Raw genomic sequence first — 17954 nt, 5'->3', positions numbered from 1 at the left:
GCGTGTTGCGCTCAGCCAGAGGGTCACCTTCGTTGAACAGATGGGAAAGCTGCCAGCGCTCTGTGGGCGATAAAGATGTCACTATGTTATGTCCCCAGGACAGGTAAAAATATACTATACCCTAGTATACTATTTAGAATACGGGAGTGCATGCATGGGTCATACAAGCAAAGACAGCAAACAACTGCTGACGCGCATTAGACGCATCAAGGGGCAGGCCGGCGCGCTGGAAAAAGCCCTGGAAGAAGACAGCGACTGCAGCGCAATATTACAGCAGATCGCTGCGATCAGGGGTGCCGTTAACGGACTGATGGCGCAGGTACTGGAAGGACATATTCGCGAGCACCTGGGTGCCGACGACATAACACCACAGGAGCGGGCCGAGGATGTCGATCAGGTGGTGGCGGCCCTGCGCTCCTACCTCAAGTAGCGCTCAAGACCCGCACAGAGGACAGGCTGACAACATGAAACAGACTCTTTTCCAGCGTCTCAGGCACTGGGCCCGCGCCCTGAAACAGGAGGTGCACGCACTCTGGCTGGCGGCACGGGATCCACGTACGCCCTGGCTGGCAACACTGCTGGCGCTGATAACGGCGGGCTATGCCCTGTCTCCGATTGATCTGATCCCGGATTTCATTCCGGTGATCGGCTATCTGGACGATCTGATTCTGCTGCCACTGGGAGTGATGCTGTCGGTACGGATGATTCCGGCCGAGGTGATGCTGCACTGTCGCGCAGAGGCGCAGGCGGCCGCCAGCCGACCGGTCAGCCGGGTTGCCGCAGCGATCGTCATCCTTGTCTGGATACTTGCCGGGGCGGCAACCGCCTGGTTTCTGCTGCGATAACCCATACTGGGTGGCACAGGCAAAGTGACTCAGCGCCAGACAGGCATTTATAGCCCATCTGGCGCTTGGGGCTATTTGAACGAAATGGAGGCCAGGATACGGCGTTCGCCCTTGAATGGCTGGCGCGCGTGCAGCACCGTGTGGTTGTTGATCCAGAGCACATCGCCGGGCTGCCACTTGAAATTGACGCAGGATGCATCCATCTGACGTACCACCTCCTCGATCACCCCAGCATCCATAGGCTCGCCATCGGCCGTTACAACGGCGGTCTTGCCGTCGTTGCGCGCATCGTTCCAGCCGGTGTAGACCGCGACTATGGAATTGAAAAACACCTTCTGGCCGGTTTCCTCGTCAAAGCGCACCGCATCCAGCACCGCGGTCTGGGTACGAACACTGCCGTCGTCCAGCCATTCCCAGTTCATGCCGGCTTCGCTCATTTTTTCTTCGGCTTGCGCCACAGTGCTGACATTAAAGGTCTCTTTCCAGGAACGGCCAATGGCGGATTCAGTATCGGTGATCGCCGGCATCACGCGCACATAGCGCACGCCCTGCTGTTCAATTTTCTGTGCGAACTGCGGTGCAAACTGTTCGATTTTGCTGAAGATCTCACCGGAATGCAGAATGGACGTAGCGCCGCCTTCCTCGGATGCGACATCGCAATAGAAGAAGATATAACCCGGCGGCGTCGGCACCTGGGCCATCTCATGGTGAAACGGAATGGTTTCAGACGCCGGTGATTCGTTCGCCGTCACAATGCGCGAGCTGGTGACCTGGCTGCGGGGCGCAGCGCCACCGATATAGGGCATGTTCCGGTAGTCGGTGGCGTTGAGCATATCTTCGAACGCCTGCTGGTCAGGCACCGCGAACCCCCGCAACAGCAGCGCACCATGGCGGATCAGCAGATCGTGCAGCTCAGCACGGTTCTCATGCACACAGGTATTGGCCGCTTCAGGCTGCTGTGCCGCTGCATCATCAGAAGGTGTAACGACCAAGGGAAAGTCGAGCCCGTTGACCTGTTTCTGACCGTCGACGCGGGAAATGCTGATGCTCATGATTATGACTCTTGTTGTTGGCGGTTAGGGTGTAGTACGACCGGACAAGGCATCCGACACATATAAATCAATCGTGAATGAATCTGCAGGGACAACATTAGCAATGCCGCGATAACAAGTAAATCAATTATGAATGAATTTATGCAGAATTAACCGACATATTCATCTAACTCGTTATTTTAAATAACGATTTTTATACTCAAAAATAATAATGTTCGGAAACAAAAAAGCCCGAAACCTATCCGGGCCCTGGTGGCGTATAAACTGGCACACTGGCCTGCCCTGGCGCAGGGTTCAGCCTGCGCCCTCAGTACTCGAATCAGTACTCGAACGACAGCCCACCTTCGGTCAGGGTAACAGCCTTGCCGGTAGCCGCCGAATGCTGCGCCGCCAGCCCGATCACCACCGCCTTGAGACCATCATCAACGGTCACGTCCACCTTGCCGCCCTCGGTCAGGGCGCGGTAAAACCCCAAGTGCTGGTAGTAGGTGGAGCCATTGTGATCTCCGGCGGCCAGGATATTCGGGTCCACCGGAATCTCGGCCTCGATCGGGCCTTTGGGCTCCCTTGGGCTTAGCACGACCCTCGCCACAGGCGCAGGCCCCAGGGTTGCCCCAGGCCAGAAGCGCCCCGGCCCCGGCACAAAGCACTCAAGCTTGCCCCTGGGACCCACAGCACAGATTTCTTCCTGGTAGCGTGAGCCTTCGGCAAACATGTTGAGTTCCAGCATGGCGCGCTTGCCGCTGGCAAAATCCACCACTACGTAGGCGTTGTCGAGAATATCGGGACGTTCACCGCTGTAGGCTTCTTCCAGGTGGTTATTGTCCTGGCCGGCCGAGGCGTAGACCCGCACCACTTCATCCGCCGCCAGCAGGCGCATCAGATCGAAAAAGTGACAGCATTTTTCCACCAGGGTACCGCCGGTATTGCGATTGAACCTGTTCCAGTCATTGACCTTTTCCAGGAACGGGAAGCGATGCTCACGCACGCTGAGCATCTGCATCTGGCCGATGTCGCCTTGCTCGAGGTGGCTGCGCAGCGCCGTGATGGGCGGCATGTAGCGGTACTCCATCGCCACCCAGAGCGGTGCCGGATGACGATCCGCCGCCGCCTTGACCGCGGCGACCTGGTCGAGCTGGGTAATCACGGGTTTTTCGATCAGCACCGCCAGATCCGTGCGTTGCAGGATCGCCAGCAACTGCTCCGCATGCTGATAGTTGGGCGTTACCACCACCAGGGCATCCAGCCCCTGCACCTGCAACAGCTCATCCAGGGTATCCAGCATCAGGGCATCGGGCGCCAGCTGCGCCGCCTGCGCCTTCATGTCCGCATCGGGTTCGGCAATTGCCACCACCTGCGCGCCCTCGATCAGCGCCAGGTTGCGCAGATGCTCCTGCCCCATCATGCCGCAACCCAAAATACCGTACCTGACCACCTTGCTCATATGTATTCACTCTCTGGTTTTATTATTGCTTGAAAGAATCACGACCGACCGCCCAGGCCTTCGCCGTCCTGCGGCATGACCTTCCCTGGCAGGGCTGTCAGGTCGCCCTGAGCAGCCATGAATCATTTATGGATGAATTTTGCGCTGATCCGCGGGCCCAGGTCTCAGGACCAGCGTGCGAAATAACGGCACTTCTGCGGGTCGAACCAGGTACGGGAAAACTCCTCAACCTGGTTGTTATTTGACCAACCCTTGCGTTCAACCCGTACCAGGGTCGTGCCCGACGGCAGGCCAAGCTGTTCGGTGACCCAGTCCGGCGCCTGGACGCAGTCGATGCGGTCCTCCACCCGGCCAATCCAGAAACCGAACACCTCGCGATAATGCATATAGAGGGACTCGTGCAGATCCTCCGCCACCAGGCTGTCGCTGTGGCGATGGTCAATCCAGATTTCCTCGGCCGCCACCAGCTGGGTATTCAGGTAACGCTTGCGCCGGATGGACCACAGCTTTGCCTCCAGATAATCCATCTCCAGCTGCTGCGCCACCTCCGGCTCCTGGCGCATGCTGACCGCCAGAGTATCCGCCCGGGGCACACCGCCGCCGCCCAGCAGCTCAAGATGAAAGAACTGGTAGATGGCGGTACCGGTGGGGGCGCGTTTGACGTAGGTGCCCGAGCCCTGACGGCGCTCCAGCAGGCCGTCACTTTCAAGCTTGGCCAATGCCTTGCGCAGTGTGCCCACGGCCACATTAAGGCTGGTCGCCAGTTGTGACTCTATCGGCAGGCGTTCACCGGGCTGCCAGTGGCCCGCGGCGATCTCGCGGTGCAGCAGCTCACCTATCTGGATATAGAGCGGCAACTTTTTGGATTTTCCGTCTTTCAACACAACTGATTCCTTAAGGTCCGTATCCGAGATGGCCGGTTGTACCGCAGTAGTACCTGGCACAGCGTCACTGCAATATACCGGCCCTTGGGGAATAAATACAACAATTCATGCACAATTGATTTACACAATAAAAATACACTGATAGGGTAGCTTCACTACCGGATCCAAGCCTGGCTGCTCTTATGGGGCGCAGCCAGTGCCACACCGGATAACAAGAACTGACCCGCTCGCCATCTCCACGGCACGCGCAGAACATCTGGAGACAGACCCTTGGAAAACGTTCAGTTAGGCAATACCGCAGTGAAATTCAGCCGACTGGTCTACGGCGTCTGGCGTCTGGCAGACGATGCCGATACGTCGGTGGCACATGTGCGCGCCAAGATTGACGCCTGCCTGGAACAGGGCATTACCACCTTCGACCACGCCGACATCTATGGCGACTACCGCTGTGAAGCCCTGTTTGGCAAGGCGCTGGCCGAAGACCCTTCCCTGCGCGCATCCATGCAGCTGATCAGCAAGTGCGATATAGCCCTGGTGTCCGATGCTTTCCCGGCCCGGCGCGTGAAGCATTACGACACCAGCGCAGCCTATATCCGCAACAGCCTTGATACCAGCCTTGCCAATCTTCACAGCGAACAGCTCGACCTGCTGCTGATCCACCGCCCCGACCCCTTCATGGATGCGGCCGAAACCGGCGCGGCCCTGGATGCGCTAGTCGATAGCGGCAAGGTGAAGGCATTGGGTGTGTCCAACTTCATGCACTGGGACTGGCGCCTGCTGCAGCAGCATATGAAACACCCTCTGGTGGTCAACCAGATCGAGATGAACCTGCTTGAACGCAATGCCTTTACCGACGGCACCCTGGCCTGCATGCAGCACGACGGCCTGCACGCCATGGCCTGGTCACCGCTGGCCGGTGGCGCCCTGTTCGGCGACTCCCCCGCCGCACAGCGCCTGCGGCCCTTGTTGCAGGCGATAGCCGCACGCCATAACAGCACCGAGGATCTTGTTGCCCTGGCCTGGCTGCTGATGCATCCGGCCGGCATCATGCCGGTGGTGGGCACCAACAATATCGATCGCATCCGTGCGCTTGCCGGCGCCTGCGACATCCAGATCGACCGTGAAACCTGGTTCGAACTCTGGATCGCAGCCAGCGGCCATGACGTTCCCTGAGGCTCGATAACCCATCCGGTGGTCTGAAGCCCCACTATAGTTTCACTGTCAGATAGGTCGGCGCCACGCCTGGCGAGGCGCCGATACAACTGAATCCCTGAATAATTTTAATAAAAGGGTGTTGGCAGCTTATGAAGATACTCAAGTTCTGCCTGAGCGGACTGGAATGGATAAACACCCTGTTGATCCGCGCCGGCAAGTCCGTGGCCTGGGTCTGTGTCGCCGCCATGGTGGCGGCAATACTGCTGCAGGTGTTTTGCCGCTACGTACTCAACAATGCCCTGCCCTGGCCCGAAGAAGCGGCCCGCGCCCTGATGATCTGGATGATGGCACTGGTGGCCGCCAACGCCTACCGCCAGGGCTCCTTTGTCGCCATCGACATGCTGCACGGTTTTCTGCCTCCCCGCATCAGGGCCGTCCTCAAGTTTTTCCTGCTGCTAGTATCGGCGCTGGTACTGATACAGCTGTTCAGCCTTGGGCTGGAATTTTTCCAGCGCGGTTTTCGCGCCCGCGCCGCCTCCTTTGATCTGCCCCGTGCCTGGATCTATCTGGCCATGCCGGTGTGCTTCGGCAGCATGTTGCTGGTCAACGCCGAGCTGCTGCTGCGGGAAATCGGCCGCCTGTTCGGCTCTGCCGAAGACTTCCCCGCCCCCGTGCTCGAATCCAATACAGTCCCGGAAGCCGAATAAAAGGATCACGCACCATGCTCGTATTATTCCTGCCACTGTTCCTGATTTTCCTGCTGATTGGCATGCCGGTGTTTTTTGCCATGCTGTCGGCCCCCGGTATCATGCTGCTGACCCAGGGCATGGACCGGGACATTCCCATGCTGTTTCGCAATATCTATAACGGCATCGACTCCTTCCCGCTGATGGCTATCCCGTTCTTTATGCTGGCCGGGGAACTGATGAACCGGGGCGGCATTACGATGAGCCTGGTCAACTTTTCCCAGGCCTTTATCGGCCATGTGCGCGGCGGCCTGGCCCATGTGAACGTGCTCTCGAGCATGCTGTTCGCAGGCCTGTCCGGCTCCGCCGTGGCGGATACCTCGGCCATCGGCTCCATGATGATTCCGGCCATGGAGAAAAACGGTTACACAAGACGTTTCTCCGCCGCCATTACGGCAGCATCTTCAGTCATAGGTCCGATCATTCCGCCGTCGGGCATCATGATTATCTACGCCTACACCATGGAAGTGTCGGTGGCAGCGCTCTTTGCCGCCGGTGTTGTGCCGGGCATTCTGGTGGGGCTTGGACTTATGGCGGTGATCGCCCTGATGGCCAAGCGCTATAACTTCCCGGTCGCTGGCCCCAAACAGAGCTGGCCGCAGCGCGCCACCGCCACCAAGAGCGCCTTCCTGCCGCTCATGACACCGGTCATTATTCTGGGCGGCATCCTGGGCGGCATCTTCACCCCCACCGAAGCCTCGGCCGTGGCGGTGGGTTACGCCCTGGTGCTGAGCATCTGGGTCATGAAGACGGTCAAGGTCAGTGAACTGCCGGGCATCTTCACCCGCAGCGCCCAGTCATCCGCCGTGGTGCTGTTGCTGGTCGGTGCCGCCATCGCCTTCAAGACGGTGGTAAGCCTGTCCCACACCGCCGAACAGCTGGCCGCCTGGGTGCTGAGCATCAGCGACAATCCGCTGATGCTGCTGTTCATGATCAATATTCTGCTGTTCATCGTCGGCATGTTCCTGGATGCCGGTCCCGCGATTATTATTCTGGGGCCCATACTGGCGCCGGTGTTTATCGGCATAGGCGTGGACCCGATTCACTTCGCCATTATCATGAGCGTCAACCTGACCGTAGGGCTGGCAACACCGCCCATGGGGCTGGTGCTCTTCGTCGCCTCCAGCGTGTCAGGGGAAAAGGTCGAAGCCATTGCCAAATCCATACTGCCGTTCCTGTTCATCGAGATCGTGGTCATTTTCCTGATTACCTTCTTCCCGGCGCTGTCCATGACCATCCCCCGATGGCTTGGACTCGCCTGACGCACTTAATGCCGGCGGGCACACGAGCCCGCCACACCATCAAGACCAACCGTAGCCACAACAAGAATCAAAGAGGATCTACCCATGGTGATTAACAAAAAACTCAAATCTGCCCTGGTGGGCACTTTGGCGGGCGCCACCCTGCTGTTCGGCGCCCTGAGCTCCGCCGCCGAATTCAACCTGCGGGCCGTGGCCAACTCCAACGAAAACGACGAGGACTACGATGGTCTCGTGGTGTTCAAGGACTTCGTTGAAGCCCACTCCAACGGCAAGATCGCCGTGGAGCTGTTTATCGGCACCCAACTGTGCGCCAACGGCACTGAGTGCATGCAGGCCCTGGAAGACGGTTCCGTCGACGTCTTCATCTCCACCGCCAGCGGTGTGGGCAACATGTTCCCCTATGTCCAGGTACTGGATCTGCCCTACCTGCTGCGCGATGACCGTGTCGCCGAAACCGTGCTGGCCGGCGACTTCACCCGCGAACTGCGCAAGTCCATCCTGGACGACTCCGACAACCGCGTGCGTCTGATGACCATCGGCAACACCGGCGGCTGGCGCAACTTTGCCAATACCAAGCGCACTGTCCAGACCCCCAAGGATATCGAAGGCCTGAAGATTCGCACCGTGGTATCGGACCTGCCCCAGGAGCTGGTCAAGTCCCTGGGCGCCAGCCCGACGCCGATTCCCTGGCCGGAACTCTTCACCTCCTTCCAGACCGGCGTGGTTGAAGGCTCCAAAAACGGCATCACCGATATCATGAGCATGAAATTCCCCGAAGCCGGCCTCAAGTACATCACCCTGGATGGTCATGCCTACATGTCCGCCTACTGGTTCATGAACAACGAGAACTTCCTGGCCATGCCTGAGGACATGCGCCGCGTCATCGTGGACGGTTTCTCGGCGCTACAGCAGGCCACCTTCGCCTCACCCAAGCGCAAGTCCATCAAGGCCTACCAGGACTTCAGCGCCGCCGGTGGCGAAGTCTATGTACCGACTCCCGAACAGAAAGATGCCTTCAAGAAAGCCGCAGAACCCGTTTACAGCTGGTTCAAGGGCAACGTCAAGGATGGTGAAAAATGGTTTAACCTGCTGGCCCAGGAAGCCACCAAAGCGGAACAGGCCATTGAGACCAGCTACACCAGCGATCTGAACTAAGGCGTCTCTTGCGGCCAGCAAAAACGGCCGCCGCTAAAGACCAGGCGGCTCGAACACAAAAGCCACGCATTCGCGTGGCTTTTTGCGTTTAGCAGGTTCTGGCCGCTCGCGAGAGCAATACCCGCCTTCAGAGCATGTCGAACAGACCGTTTGAGCTGTGCTGCAGAGCGTTCAATTCATCCTGCAGCAGACTGACAAAGCCGCGGGTCAGGACCGACTGCGCTCGATTACGGGGGAAAATCAGCGAATAGCGGTAGCCGATGCGGGGCTCAAAGCGCTTCACCACCAACCCAAGCTTGGCATAGTGCTGCGCCGTGACGGGGTCAACAACGGAGACACCATTGCCCGCCAGCACAAAGCCGCAGGCCGCGTAATGCAGCTGGGTGTCGATCAGTAGCTGACGACTCACGCCCGCCTGTTCAAAGACGTTATCGATCTTGTAACGCAAATCCTGCTCGGTCCCCAGGGACACAAAGACCTCCCCCTCCAGATCCTCCGGTCGAATCAGCGCGTGCTGTGCCAGCCGATGTCCCGGCGGCAGCACGCACACCAGGCGGCTATCGGCCAGGGTTGTCATGTCAATACCCGGATCGCTCAGCTGAATACCCGAAATAACCCCGACATCAAACTGCTGGCTGGCCACAAGGTCCGCCACCTGCTGGGTGCTGCGCACCTGCAGCGACAGCGATACCCCCGGATGCACATCATTGAAGCGCCGCAGCAGGGTCGGCAGGAACTCCACCGACATGGCCGGCATTGAGGCGACCCGCAGCGAGCCCATGCTAAAGCCGCGCAGTTCCTCGGCGGCACGGGAGAGATGTTCAAGGGAAACAAAAGCCCGTTCCACTTCGGCATAGAAGAATTTCGCCTCGGGCGTGGCGATCAGCCGCTTCTTGTGACGCTCGAACATCTCGACGCCCACTGTGGCTTCGAAATCACTCAAAAGGCGGCTCACCGCGGGCTGGGAAACACACAGGATATTGGCCGCGCCACTGGTGGTGCCACTGATCATCACGGCCCGGAAGGCCTCGATCTGACGGTAGGTTAAACGTGCCACAGGCGAAGTCCCTCTGCAGGAGCAAATAACATGATGTTATTAAATCATATAAACAAACGATTTGATGTTATTTACTCCAATCCCCAATATTCACCCGAACCTTGGCCACAATCACAACTAGAGACCGCCTATGGAACGCTTCTTCCGCTACACACTGACAGCACTGATCGGCCTGGTCGCGCTGTTTCAGTTTGTACAGGTCATCACCCGCTATGTCTTCGAAATGCCGCTTATGGGGCTGGAGGAAATAGCACTGATCCCCACCATCTGGCTGTACATCCTGGGCAGCGTTAACGCGTCCAGGGAAGACACCCAGATTCGCGCCAACGTACTGGAAATATTTCTGAAAACGGATCGCAGCCGGGCGCTGCTGCAAGCCTTTTCCGACCTGATCAGTATCGTGATTTCGCTCTGGATGACCTGGTGGGCCTGGAAATACTTCAGCTATGCGCTGCGCGTACTGAAGGAGTCCCCGACCCTGTATATCCCCACCATTATCTATGAATCGGCGCTCTTTCTTGGCCTGGTGATGATGACGCTGTTCACCAGCTGGCACCTGCTGCGCAACATCCGTTACCTGCTGGGCCTGCGTGCAACGCCGGATCACAGCCTGGATCCAGACTTCCCGCAGACCGATGAAGTGCGTGAATTCGACGTTCTTACCGACATCAGAAAGGACAATAACAATGGTTGAAATAGCCCTGCTGGCCTTCGCCGTGCTGGTCATTCTGCTGACCATCGGTGTGCCACTCCCTTATTGCTTCGGTGCCGGCCTGATGGTCATGACGCTGGTTGGTGAAGCCACCATGCGCGGCATGATGCTGTGGGGCTTCAGCCAGCTGACCAACCCGATTCTGCTGGCCATTCCGCTGTTTGTATTCGCCGGCACCATCATGAGCGTGAGCGGCATCGCCGCCAGTCTGTTGCAGTTCGTCAACGTCTTTATCGGCCGGGTTCGCGGCGGTCTGGGTGTTGTCGCCGCTGTCAGCTGCGCCATTATCGGTGCTATATCAGGCAGCGGCCTGACCGGCATTGCCGCCATAGGCCCGCTGCTGATCCCGGAAATGGAGCGCAAGGGATACCCCCGCGCCTATGCCACCGCCCTGATCGCCAACTCGTCCATTCTTGGGCTGCTGATTCCGCCCAGCGTGACCATGATTGTCTATGGCTGGGTTACCGAGACGTCTATCCTCGCCTGCTTTCTGGCGACACTGGGCCCCGGCCTGCTCATCATGTTCAACTTTTCAGCGGTCAACATGGTGGTATCACGCAAGTTCCCGCTGATACTGGATGAGCCCCTGCCGATCGACCGGATGATACGCGAAGCCGGCAAGAAGACCGTTAACGCCATCCCGGCGCTGCTGATGCCGGTGATTATCCTCGGCGGAATCTACGGCGGCATCATGACGCCCACGGAAGCGGCGGCCGTCTCTGTCATCTATGCCCTGCCCGTGGGCTTTATGATCTACCGCGGCCTGACCTTCAAGACGCTGCTGGAATCCGGCAAGGAGTCTGCCACGGCGGTGGGCGCCATCCTCATCATGATCCTGTTCAGCCTGATGCTGAGCCAGCTCTACGTGATGGAAAATATTCCCCAGTCCCTGGTCGATGCCATTTTCCAGATCACCGACAACAAGATCCTGCTGCTGATCCTGGTCAACCTGTTCCTGTTCTGTATCGGCATGGTGGTGAACGACATTACCGCCATCATTCTGACCGCCCCGCTACTGCTGCCCCTGATGACGGCACTGGGCGTCACCCCGATACAGTTCGCCGCCATCATGGGCGTGAATACCGCCATGGGCGGCGTGACGCCCCCCTACGCCAGCATCCTGTATCTGGGGGCGCGTATTGGCAACGTCAAATTCACCGAGGTGGTGAAGCCCGCCATGATGCTGATTCTGTTCGGCTATATCCCGGTGGTTATCCTCGTGTCCGTCTGGCCCGACCTGTCGGAATACCTGCCGCGACTGTTCGGTTACTAAAGCAAACCCTTTGCAGCAAGACCCACAAAACCAGGAGAGAAAAATGAAAACATCCCTGCTCAAGCCGCTGGCACTCGCCATCGCACTCACGGCCTCCCTCGGCGCCAGCCTTGAAGCGGCCACGCTGAAACTGTCCCATGTACGCCCGCAGGACACGGCGATCGATGTGGACGCCAACGCCTTCGCCGCCGATGTCCAGAAGGCCACCGAGGGTGCCCTGAAAGTGCGCATCTATCCGTCCAGTGCACTGGGCGACTACACCCTGGTACAGGAGCGCGTGGGTCTGGGCGCCATCGATATGGCGGTACAGCCGCCGGCCTCCAGCGCCGACAAGCGCTTTCAGGTGATCTACATGCCCTATATGGTGAAGAACTGGGACGACGCTGAACGGGTATTCGCCAAGGGCTCGCCCATCCGCCAGACCGCAGCCGAGCTCTACGCCGCGCAGGGCATCCGCGTACTGGGTGCCTGGCCGGTGTACTTTGGTGGTGTGGCCCTGAACCGGGACATCCCCGATGTGGCCAACCCCGAGATTGCCAAGGGCGCCAAGCTGCGTGTGCCGCCCATCAAGAGCTTTCAGATGACGGCTGACAACATCGGCTTTATTGGCTCGCCGCTGCCCTTCTCCGAAGCCTTCACCGCCGTTCAGACCGGTGTAGTGGATGGCGTTATGGGCTCAGGCGCCGAGGGTTACTACGCCTCGTTTCGCGATGTCACCAAGTTCTATCTGCCCATCAATACCCATTTCGAAATGTGGTATTTGCTGATCAATGACGACATCTACGGCGAGCTCGAAGACACAGAGCAAGATGCGCTGAATGCCGCCGCTGATCGCTTTGAAGCCGCACGCTGGAAAACGGCCCGCAAGGATCAGGCCCGCAACGAGAACCTGCTGGCTGAAGCCGGCGCGACCCTGGTGCCGGTAAGCGATGCTCAGCTAGACGCCACCGCCGCCATTATCCGCGCCACAGTCTGGCCGGAAATCCTCGACGATATCGGTGCCGACTGGGCGAACGACGTGCTGACCAAAGCACTGCAGTAGCCCTGTAACGCCAGAAGCACGCAAGCCCGGTGTCCTGGCGACGCCGGGCCCTGTCCACAGTATCCACACTTTGCAAAAAGGTAACCCCTATGCAGGCAACCTCACACGCGGCCCGTACGGCGGACCTGTGCCTTGTCGGCGGCGGCCTCGTTGGCCTCGCCGTTGGCCTGGGCCTGCAGCGCAACGGACTCAAAGTCACCATTCTGGATGAAGGCGATATTGCACTGCGTGCATCGCGCGGCAACTTCGGCCTCGTCTGGGTTCAGGGCAAGGGTGACACTCTGCCCGACTATGCCAGCATTACCCGACACTCGGCCCGCCTGTGGCCTCAACTGGCCCAGCGCCTGCAAGAAGGCACCGGCATTGATATAGAACTGCAGCAACGCGGTGGGCTTTACCTGTGTTTAAGCGAACAGGAACTCAGCGCCCGCGAAACCCTGCTCTTGCAGATGCAGCAACAGGTCGGCGACGACTATCCGTTTCAGCGTCTGGACCTTAAACAGGTTCGCGAATTTATTCCCCAAGCCGGACCCGAGGTCGCTGGTGCCACCTGGTGCCCCGAAGACGGCCATTTAAACCCGCTGCGGCTGCTGCGAGCCCTGACCGAACTCTTTGTACGCCAGGGCGGGCAGATCCAAAACAGCGGCCGGGTGAGCCGGATTACGCCACTGACCCGCGGCTTTCGCCTGGCCACCCCCCAGGGCGATTGGCACTGCGACAAGGTGGTGCTCAGCGCCGGCCTTGGCAATCGAGAGCTTGCGCCCCAGGTGGGCCTGTCCGCCCCGCTGATCCCCAACCGCGGTCAGGTGCTGATCACCGAGCGCGTGCAGCCCTTCCTGCACTACCCCACCGGTCATGTTCGCCAGACGGGTGAAGGCACGGTGCAGATCGGCGATTCCAAGGAAGATGTGGGCTTTGACAGCGGCACCACCACCGAGGTAATGGCCCAGATCGCCGCCCGTGCCACCCGCATGTTCCCGCTGCTGCGGGATCTGCGCATGGTGCGCGCCTGGGGCGCACTGCGCATCATGACCGCCGATGGCTACCCCATTTACCAGGCGTCCACACAACACCCTGGCGCCTATCTGGTGACCTGCCACAGCGGCGTGACCCTCGGAGCTTTGCACGAAGGCCCCGTGGCTGACTGGATTGCGACAGGCGATCTCAACACCAACACCAACACCAACACCAACACCAACAGTTATAGATTCCCACTGGAGGCCTTCCATGCCCGGCGCTTCGAAATTTGAACGGCTGGCCTGCGCCAGCAACGACTGGATACAGGTGATGGTCGAAGGCCAGCCTGTAAAAGTTCGTCCCGGTGACAGCGCCGCCGCTGCACTACTCGCCGCCGGTCAGTCAGCGGCACGCACCAGTGCGGTCAGCGGCGACCCGCGCGCACCCTACTGCCTGATGGGCATCTGTTTCGAATGCCTGCTGGAGATTGATGGCGTGCCTAATGTACAGGGCTGCATGGTGCAAGTGGCAGACGGCATGAACATCCGCCGCCAGCAGGGTGCACCTGTGCTGAATGACAGCCTCGCAGCAGGAGTTCCGGCATGAGCGCCCATGATGTTGATCTGGCAATAATAGGCGCCGGCCCCGCCGGCATGGCGGCGGCCGCCACCGCCGCACAACTGGGACTGAAAACCGTTCTTCTGGATGAGCAAAAGGGTCCTGGCGGGCAGATTTACCGCTCCATCACCCAGCCGGCACCCGCCGATGAAAACATCCTCGGCAAGGATTACTACCATGGCCGCAGCCTGGCCCTGGCACTTAAAAATACATCGCTGGATTACCGCCCAGGCACCAGCGTCTGGGCCCTGGATCAAGACCTGACCCTCAGCCTGTCCGGCAACGGCCAAAGCCAGCGGATTCGTCCGCGCCGTTTGCTGATAGCCACCGGTGCCCAGGAAAGACCGGTGCCCTTTCCCGGCTGGACGCTGCCCGGCGTCATGACCTGCGGTGCCGCCCAGATTCTGCTCAAAAGCAGCGCTCTGGTACCAACCCAGCCGCTGATACTGGCCGGCAGCGGTCCGCTGCTGCTGCTGATCGCCGCCCAGCTACACCGCGCCGGTGTGGCCATCGAGGCCATTCTGGATACGACTCCGCCCAGGCACTACCTTGCGGCGCTCAAATACCTGCCCGGGGCCCTGCGTAATCTGCCGCTGCTCGCCAAGGGTGCAGGTCTGCTGGCTGAATTGCGCCGTGCCGGCATTCGCCGTATTACCGGCGTCAGTGAACTCCGGGCACTGGCCGGCCCCGACGGGACACTGGGCCAAGTGCGCTTTCGCCAGGGTAAAAAGGCACAGACTCTCAGCGCCACCACCTTGCTGGTACACCAGGGTGTTGTGCCCAATGTACAGCTGAGCCGGTCACTCAACCTGTCCCATGATTGGGACCAGCTGCAGCAGTGCTGGCGCCCCCATACCGATTCATGGGGAGAATCCAGTCTGCCCGGCCTCTTTGTCGCAGGCGATGGCGCCGGTATCGCGGGCGCCCTGGCCGCCGAGGCCTTCGGCAAACTGGCGGCTCTGCAGATCGCCCGGCAACTCAATGTGATCAGCGCACAGCAGCGTGACCAACAATCACAGCGTGCACGCCGCACACTCAACCAGCAACGGGCCATTCGACCATTCCTGGACGCGCTCTATAGCCCGGCCAGGGAGTTCCTGCTGCCCGCAGATGAGACCCTGGTGTGTCGCTGCGAGGAAGTGACTGCAGGGGAACTGCGCCGTCTCGCCCGGGACGGCTGCCCCGGCCCCAACCAGGCCAAGGCCTTCTGCCGCGCCGGCATGGGCCCCTGCCAGGGACGCATGTGCGGGCTGACGGTGTCGCAGCTTATGGCCGATGAACGCCAGGTGCCCAACAGCGAGATAGGCTATTACCAGATCCGCTCGCCCATCAAGCCACTGCGCCTGGGCGAGCTGGCCGACAGTGCCCATTAATTGAATTCCATCGAACAATCAGGAGATACAGATGAGCATTGACCGTTATGAGACCGCCAGCCGCATGAGCCGTGCCGTGGTGCACAATGGCGTCGCCTACCTCTGCGGCCAGGTCGCGGCAGACCGCAGCGCCGATATCACCGGCCAGACCGAAACCATGCTGGCCAAGGTCGATGCCCTGCTCGAGTCGGTGGGCAGCCAGCGCGAGCAGATACTGTCGGCCACGCTCTATATCCGCGATATTAAGGACTTTGCCGCCATGAATGCCGTCTGGGATGCCTGGGTACCCGCGGGTCATGCGCCGGCCCGCGCCTGTGTCGAAGCCCGCATGGCAAGCCCCGAGTTACTGGTGGAGATCTCGGTGATAGCCGCGATTGACTGAACATTGCCCTGTCTGCGGCCCACACGGGCCCAGACGTTTACCCTGAGCCGATAGACAGCCGCCACCAGAACGCACACCCGCACGGCGGCGGCGACACCGCACTTCAACGGCCAGCATCAGCAGCCCTGATGCAGGGTCAGCAGCATGCCGCCCGGCAGCCCGCCATCGTCCAGTTCGCCCGCGCCACACTGAACAGCGAGTCGCGCCAACGACCCGCTATACAGCGCCTGACAAACCGCCGTCATCACCGCGCACCCACCTCCGCTCAATCCGGATCCGCAGACCCCGTCACTGATCGCTGATAGCTTATGGCTTATGGCTGACTTTATCGCCTCAGCACGCCATTCAAGCACCGCTGTCGCAGGCCACACAACGGCTTGATGACCGAGAAAACCCTTTGCCTTTTCGATAACTAACGTATGATCCATAGGCACATTCGATGAGTTGAATCCCGACAAACGATTTGTTGTCAAGGGCCAGATACCGGATGTTTGTTGCTACCAAATCACACAAAAACAACAATGTGAGGTATGCAGATGAGCAGTTTATTCTCCGTCCGGAATCCAAGATTCGAGCGCTGGCGCTGGCAGATATTTGCTGTCACCTGGCTGGCTTACGCGTCCTTCTACTTTACCCGCAAGGCCTTCTCGGTCGCCAAGATCGGTATAGAGGAAGATAGTACCTTTGACATGACGAAAGAGATGATGGCCAATATCGATGCCTCCTATCTCATCGCCTACGCCATCGGACAGTTCGTGTGGGGCATGTTCGCGGACCGTTTCGGTACCCGGGTAATCATCCTCGGCGGCCTGGTCGCATCGGTTGTGGCCACCGTCATCATGGGCTTATTCCATGGTGCCATGATTTTCCTGATTTTCATGTTTATTCAGGGCCTGGCCCAGTCCACCGGCTGGTCTTCCCTGTGCAAGAACGTCGGCAACTTCTTCTCGCGACAGGAACGCGGTCGAGTCATGGGCCTGTGGTGTACCAACTACGCCTTCGGTGGCCTGGTGGCGACGCCTTTCGCAGGCTGGGTCGCCTATGACCTGTTCAACGACTGGCGCATGGCCTTTTTCGCCAGCGCGGCGGTCGTGGCCGTAGTTGGGGTGCTGATAGCACTGTTCCAGCGCAACAAGCCGGAAGACATCGGTCTCTCGACGATAGAGGAATATCATAACGAGCCGGCCGATGAACTGGACATCTCGGATCCCGACGAGGCCCAGGGCTGGGTCGAGATTAAAGCGGTGCTATCCAACAAGGTGGTACTACTGCTCGGGCTGATCTATTTCCTGCTCAAGCCCGCCCGCTACGCTATCTTGCTCTGGGGCCCCTATATCGTCTATCAGGAGCTGACCGACGTTTCCAAGGTAGAGGCCGCCGCCATCCCTGCCGCCTTCGAGTTCGCCGGCCTGTTTGGCCCCATCATCCTCGGATTCATGTCCGACAAGCTTTTCAAATCAAAACGCATGCCCGTCTGCGCCATCAGCCTGCTGTTGCTGACCTGCACCCTCGCCGCCTTTATTCCCATCGTTCACACCGGCAGCATACCGCTGGTCGTTGGCATGCTGTTCCTGATCGGCATCACGCTGTACGGGCCAGACTCCATGCTCAGCGGCTCCGCCGCCGTGGATTTCGGTACCCGCAAGGGCGCAGGCACTGCCACCGGCTTCGTCAACGGCTGCGGGTCAATCGGCGCGGTATTCGGCGGCCTGCTGCCTGGTTATTTTGATTCCGGCAGCATCTTTATCGGCTTTGCGGTCTGCACCTTCATCGGTGGCCTGCTGCTGTTGCCACTGTGGAACCTGCTGCCCAAGTCCAGCGGCAATGATGATGCCGAGGTATCGATCCCCGCCGCAGCCAAACCCCTAATGACATGATCGTTGGCGCCTAAGGCGCGGCCATCCCCTCTACTGGCTGATGGCCAGGCGAGTTCCCAATGCAAAGGGCGTCTGTGGACGCCCTTTTATCCTGTCGCCGCCAGGCTTCGAACCTGTGTC

19 protein-coding genes are annotated in these 17954 nt (G+C 59.7%); 14 read left to right on the top strand and 5 right to left on the bottom strand.

Going from position 1 to position 17954, the window contains the following annotated elements; genetic code table 11:
• Positions 1-154: 154 nt before the first annotated feature.
• Both A8C75_RS10905 and A8C75_RS10900 read left to right on the top strand, forming a co-directional pair.
• Positions 155-430: a metal/formaldehyde-sensitive transcriptional repressor gene (locus A8C75_RS10905; protein ID WP_067381951.1), complete on the top strand. Its 276-nt coding sequence runs from the start codon at positions 155-157 to the stop codon at positions 428-430.
• 34 nt (positions 431-464) lie between these two features.
• On the top strand, positions 465-845 hold the full coding sequence (locus tag A8C75_RS10900; RefSeq protein WP_067381949.1) for a YkvA family protein: 381 nt from the start codon (positions 465-467) through the stop codon (positions 843-845).
• A 71-nt stretch (positions 846-916) separates the two neighbouring features.
• On the opposite strand, the gene A8C75_RS10895 is transcribed toward A8C75_RS10900, so the two are convergent.
• The 3 genes from A8C75_RS10895 to A8C75_RS10885 form a co-directional block, all read right to left on the bottom strand.
• Positions 917-1897, bottom strand: a complete 981-nt coding sequence (locus A8C75_RS10895; RefSeq protein ID WP_067381946.1) for a TauD/TfdA family dioxygenase — start codon at positions 1895-1897, stop codon at positions 917-919.
• A gap of 319 nt (positions 1898-2216) precedes the next feature.
• Positions 2217-3341: a Gfo/Idh/MocA family protein gene (locus A8C75_RS10890; RefSeq protein WP_067381943.1), complete on the bottom strand. Its 1125-nt coding sequence runs from the start codon at positions 3339-3341 to the stop codon at positions 2217-2219.
• A gap of 164 nt (positions 3342-3505) precedes the next feature.
• Positions 3506-4225, bottom strand: a complete 720-nt coding sequence (locus tag A8C75_RS10885; protein WP_067381940.1) for a GntR family transcriptional regulator — start codon at positions 4223-4225, stop codon at positions 3506-3508.
• Between the two features lie 300 nt (positions 4226-4525).
• On the opposite strand from A8C75_RS10885, the gene A8C75_RS10880 reads away from it, so the two are divergent.
• The 4 genes from A8C75_RS10880 to A8C75_RS10865 all read left to right on the top strand — a co-directional run bounded on the left by A8C75_RS10880 (position 4526) and on the right by A8C75_RS10865 (position 8543).
• A complete protein-coding gene (locus tag A8C75_RS10880) occupies positions 4526-5398 on the top strand; it encodes an aldo/keto reductase (protein WP_227819886.1) in 873 nt (290 codons plus the stop codon).
• Positions 5399-5529: 131 nt separating this feature from the next.
• Positions 5530-6087, top strand: a complete 558-nt coding sequence (locus A8C75_RS10875; RefSeq protein ID WP_067381934.1) for a TRAP transporter small permease — start codon at positions 5530-5532, stop codon at positions 6085-6087.
• A gap of 14 nt (positions 6088-6101) precedes the next feature.
• The gene (locus A8C75_RS10870) at positions 6102-7388 is read left to right on the top strand and encodes a TRAP transporter large permease (protein WP_067381931.1); all 1287 of its coding nucleotides are present in this window, start codon (positions 6102-6104) and stop codon (positions 7386-7388) included.
• An 84-nt stretch (positions 7389-7472) separates the two neighbouring features.
• On the top strand, positions 7473-8543 hold the full coding sequence (locus tag A8C75_RS10865) for a TRAP transporter substrate-binding protein (protein WP_067381928.1): 1071 nt from the start codon (positions 7473-7475) through the stop codon (positions 8541-8543).
• A gap of 127 nt (positions 8544-8670) precedes the next feature.
• On the opposite strand, the gene A8C75_RS10860 is transcribed toward A8C75_RS10865, so the two are convergent.
• A complete protein-coding gene (locus A8C75_RS10860; protein WP_084783975.1) occupies positions 8671-9600 on the bottom strand; it encodes a LysR substrate-binding domain-containing protein in 930 nt (309 codons plus the stop codon).
• Between the two features lie 130 nt (positions 9601-9730).
• Here A8C75_RS10860 and A8C75_RS10855 point away from each other — a divergent pair, with 130 nt between their 5' ends.
• From A8C75_RS10855 to A8C75_RS10825, 7 genes are all read left to right on the top strand, one after another.
• The gene (locus A8C75_RS10855; protein WP_067381925.1) at positions 9731-10294 is read left to right on the top strand and encodes a TRAP transporter small permease; all 564 of its coding nucleotides are present in this window, start codon (positions 9731-9733) and stop codon (positions 10292-10294) included.
• Positions 10287-11585 carry a TRAP transporter large permease gene (locus A8C75_RS10850; RefSeq protein WP_067290288.1) on the top strand — a complete coding sequence of 433 codons (1299 nt, stop codon included), beginning with the start codon at positions 10287-10289 and terminating at the stop codon, positions 11583-11585. The genes A8C75_RS10855 and A8C75_RS10850 overlap by 8 nt, the downstream gene beginning before the upstream one ends.
• A gap of 43 nt (positions 11586-11628) precedes the next feature.
• Positions 11629-12627, top strand: coding sequence for a TRAP transporter substrate-binding protein DctP (gene dctP, locus A8C75_RS10845; RefSeq protein ID WP_067381922.1), 999 nt, complete (start codon positions 11629-11631; stop codon positions 12625-12627).
• Between the two features lie 89 nt (positions 12628-12716).
• The gene (locus tag A8C75_RS10840) at positions 12717-13877 is read left to right on the top strand and encodes an NAD(P)/FAD-dependent oxidoreductase (protein ID WP_084783973.1); all 1161 of its coding nucleotides are present in this window, start codon (positions 12717-12719) and stop codon (positions 13875-13877) included.
• Positions 13855-14190, top strand: coding sequence for a (2Fe-2S)-binding protein (locus A8C75_RS10835; protein WP_067381920.1), 336 nt, complete (start codon positions 13855-13857; stop codon positions 14188-14190). Before A8C75_RS10840 ends, A8C75_RS10835 begins: the two co-directional genes overlap by 23 nt.
• Positions 14187-15575 (top strand): FAD/NAD(P)-dependent oxidoreductase, encoded by a 1389-nt coding sequence (locus A8C75_RS10830; RefSeq protein ID WP_067381917.1) that lies wholly within the window; start codon positions 14187-14189, stop codon positions 15573-15575. The genes A8C75_RS10835 and A8C75_RS10830 overlap by 4 nt, the downstream gene beginning before the upstream one ends.
• Positions 15576-15606: 31 nt before the next feature.
• Positions 15607-15957: a RidA family protein gene (locus A8C75_RS10825; RefSeq protein WP_067381914.1), complete on the top strand. Its 351-nt coding sequence runs from the start codon at positions 15607-15609 to the stop codon at positions 15955-15957.
• 116 nt (positions 15958-16073) lie between these two features.
• Here A8C75_RS10825 and A8C75_RS23610 read toward each other — a convergent pair whose 3' ends face one another.
• Entirely contained in the window at positions 16074-16430 is a 357-nt protein-coding gene (locus A8C75_RS23610) for a hypothetical protein (protein WP_157890262.1), read from the bottom strand.
• 63 nt (positions 16431-16493) lie between these two features.
• Between A8C75_RS23610 and A8C75_RS10820 the strand changes: the two genes are divergently transcribed.
• Entirely contained in the window at positions 16494-17834 is a 1341-nt protein-coding gene (locus A8C75_RS10820; protein ID WP_067387195.1) for an MFS transporter, read from the top strand.
• Positions 17835-17954 lie beyond the last annotated feature (120 nt).

This window comes from Marinobacterium aestuarii, assembly GCF_001651805.1.
GTDB lineage: Bacteria > Pseudomonadota > Gammaproteobacteria > Pseudomonadales > Balneatricaceae > Marinobacterium_A > Marinobacterium_A aestuarii.
This window is presented reverse-complemented; position numbering and strand designations above follow the sequence as displayed.

What these genes read in the sequence shown, in the direction of transcription:
- A8C75_RS10905 (WP_067381951.1), top strand. Translation starts at nt 155, where the DNA reads ATGGGTCATACAAGCAAAGACAGCAAACAACTGCTGACGCGCATTAGA.
- A8C75_RS10900 (WP_067381949.1), top strand. Translation starts at nt 465, where the DNA reads ATGAAACAGACTCTTTTCCAGCGTCTCAGGCACTGGGCCCGCGCCCTG.
- A8C75_RS10895 (WP_067381946.1), bottom strand. Translation starts at nt 1,897, where the DNA reads ATGAGCATCAGCATTTCCCGCGTCGACGGTCAGAAACAGGTCAACGGG.
- A8C75_RS10890 (WP_067381943.1), bottom strand. Translation starts at nt 3,341, where the DNA reads ATGAGCAAGGTGGTCAGGTACGGTATTTTGGGTTGCGGCATGATGGGG.
- A8C75_RS10875 (WP_067381934.1), top strand. Translation starts at nt 5,530, where the DNA reads ATGAAGATACTCAAGTTCTGCCTGAGCGGACTGGAATGGATAAACACC.
- A8C75_RS10870 (WP_067381931.1), top strand. Translation starts at nt 6,102, where the DNA reads ATGCTCGTATTATTCCTGCCACTGTTCCTGATTTTCCTGCTGATTGGC.
- A8C75_RS10865 (WP_067381928.1), top strand. Translation starts at nt 7,473, where the DNA reads ATGGTGATTAACAAAAAACTCAAATCTGCCCTGGTGGGCACTTTGGCG.
- A8C75_RS10855 (WP_067381925.1), top strand. Translation starts at nt 9,731, where the DNA reads ATGGAACGCTTCTTCCGCTACACACTGACAGCACTGATCGGCCTGGTC.
- A8C75_RS10850 (WP_067290288.1), top strand. Translation starts at nt 10,287, where the DNA reads ATGGTTGAAATAGCCCTGCTGGCCTTCGCCGTGCTGGTCATTCTGCTG.
- dctP (WP_067381922.1), top strand. Translation starts at nt 11,629, where the DNA reads ATGAAAACATCCCTGCTCAAGCCGCTGGCACTCGCCATCGCACTCACG.
- A8C75_RS10840 (WP_084783973.1), top strand. Translation starts at nt 12,717, where the DNA reads ATGCAGGCAACCTCACACGCGGCCCGTACGGCGGACCTGTGCCTTGTC.
- A8C75_RS10835 (WP_067381920.1), top strand. Translation starts at nt 13,855, where the DNA reads ATGCCCGGCGCTTCGAAATTTGAACGGCTGGCCTGCGCCAGCAACGAC.
- A8C75_RS10830 (WP_067381917.1), top strand. Translation starts at nt 14,187, where the DNA reads ATGAGCGCCCATGATGTTGATCTGGCAATAATAGGCGCCGGCCCCGCC.
- A8C75_RS10825 (WP_067381914.1), top strand. Translation starts at nt 15,607, where the DNA reads ATGAGCATTGACCGTTATGAGACCGCCAGCCGCATGAGCCGTGCCGTG.
- A8C75_RS10820 (WP_067387195.1), top strand. Translation starts at nt 16,494, where the DNA reads ATGAGCAGTTTATTCTCCGTCCGGAATCCAAGATTCGAGCGCTGGCGC.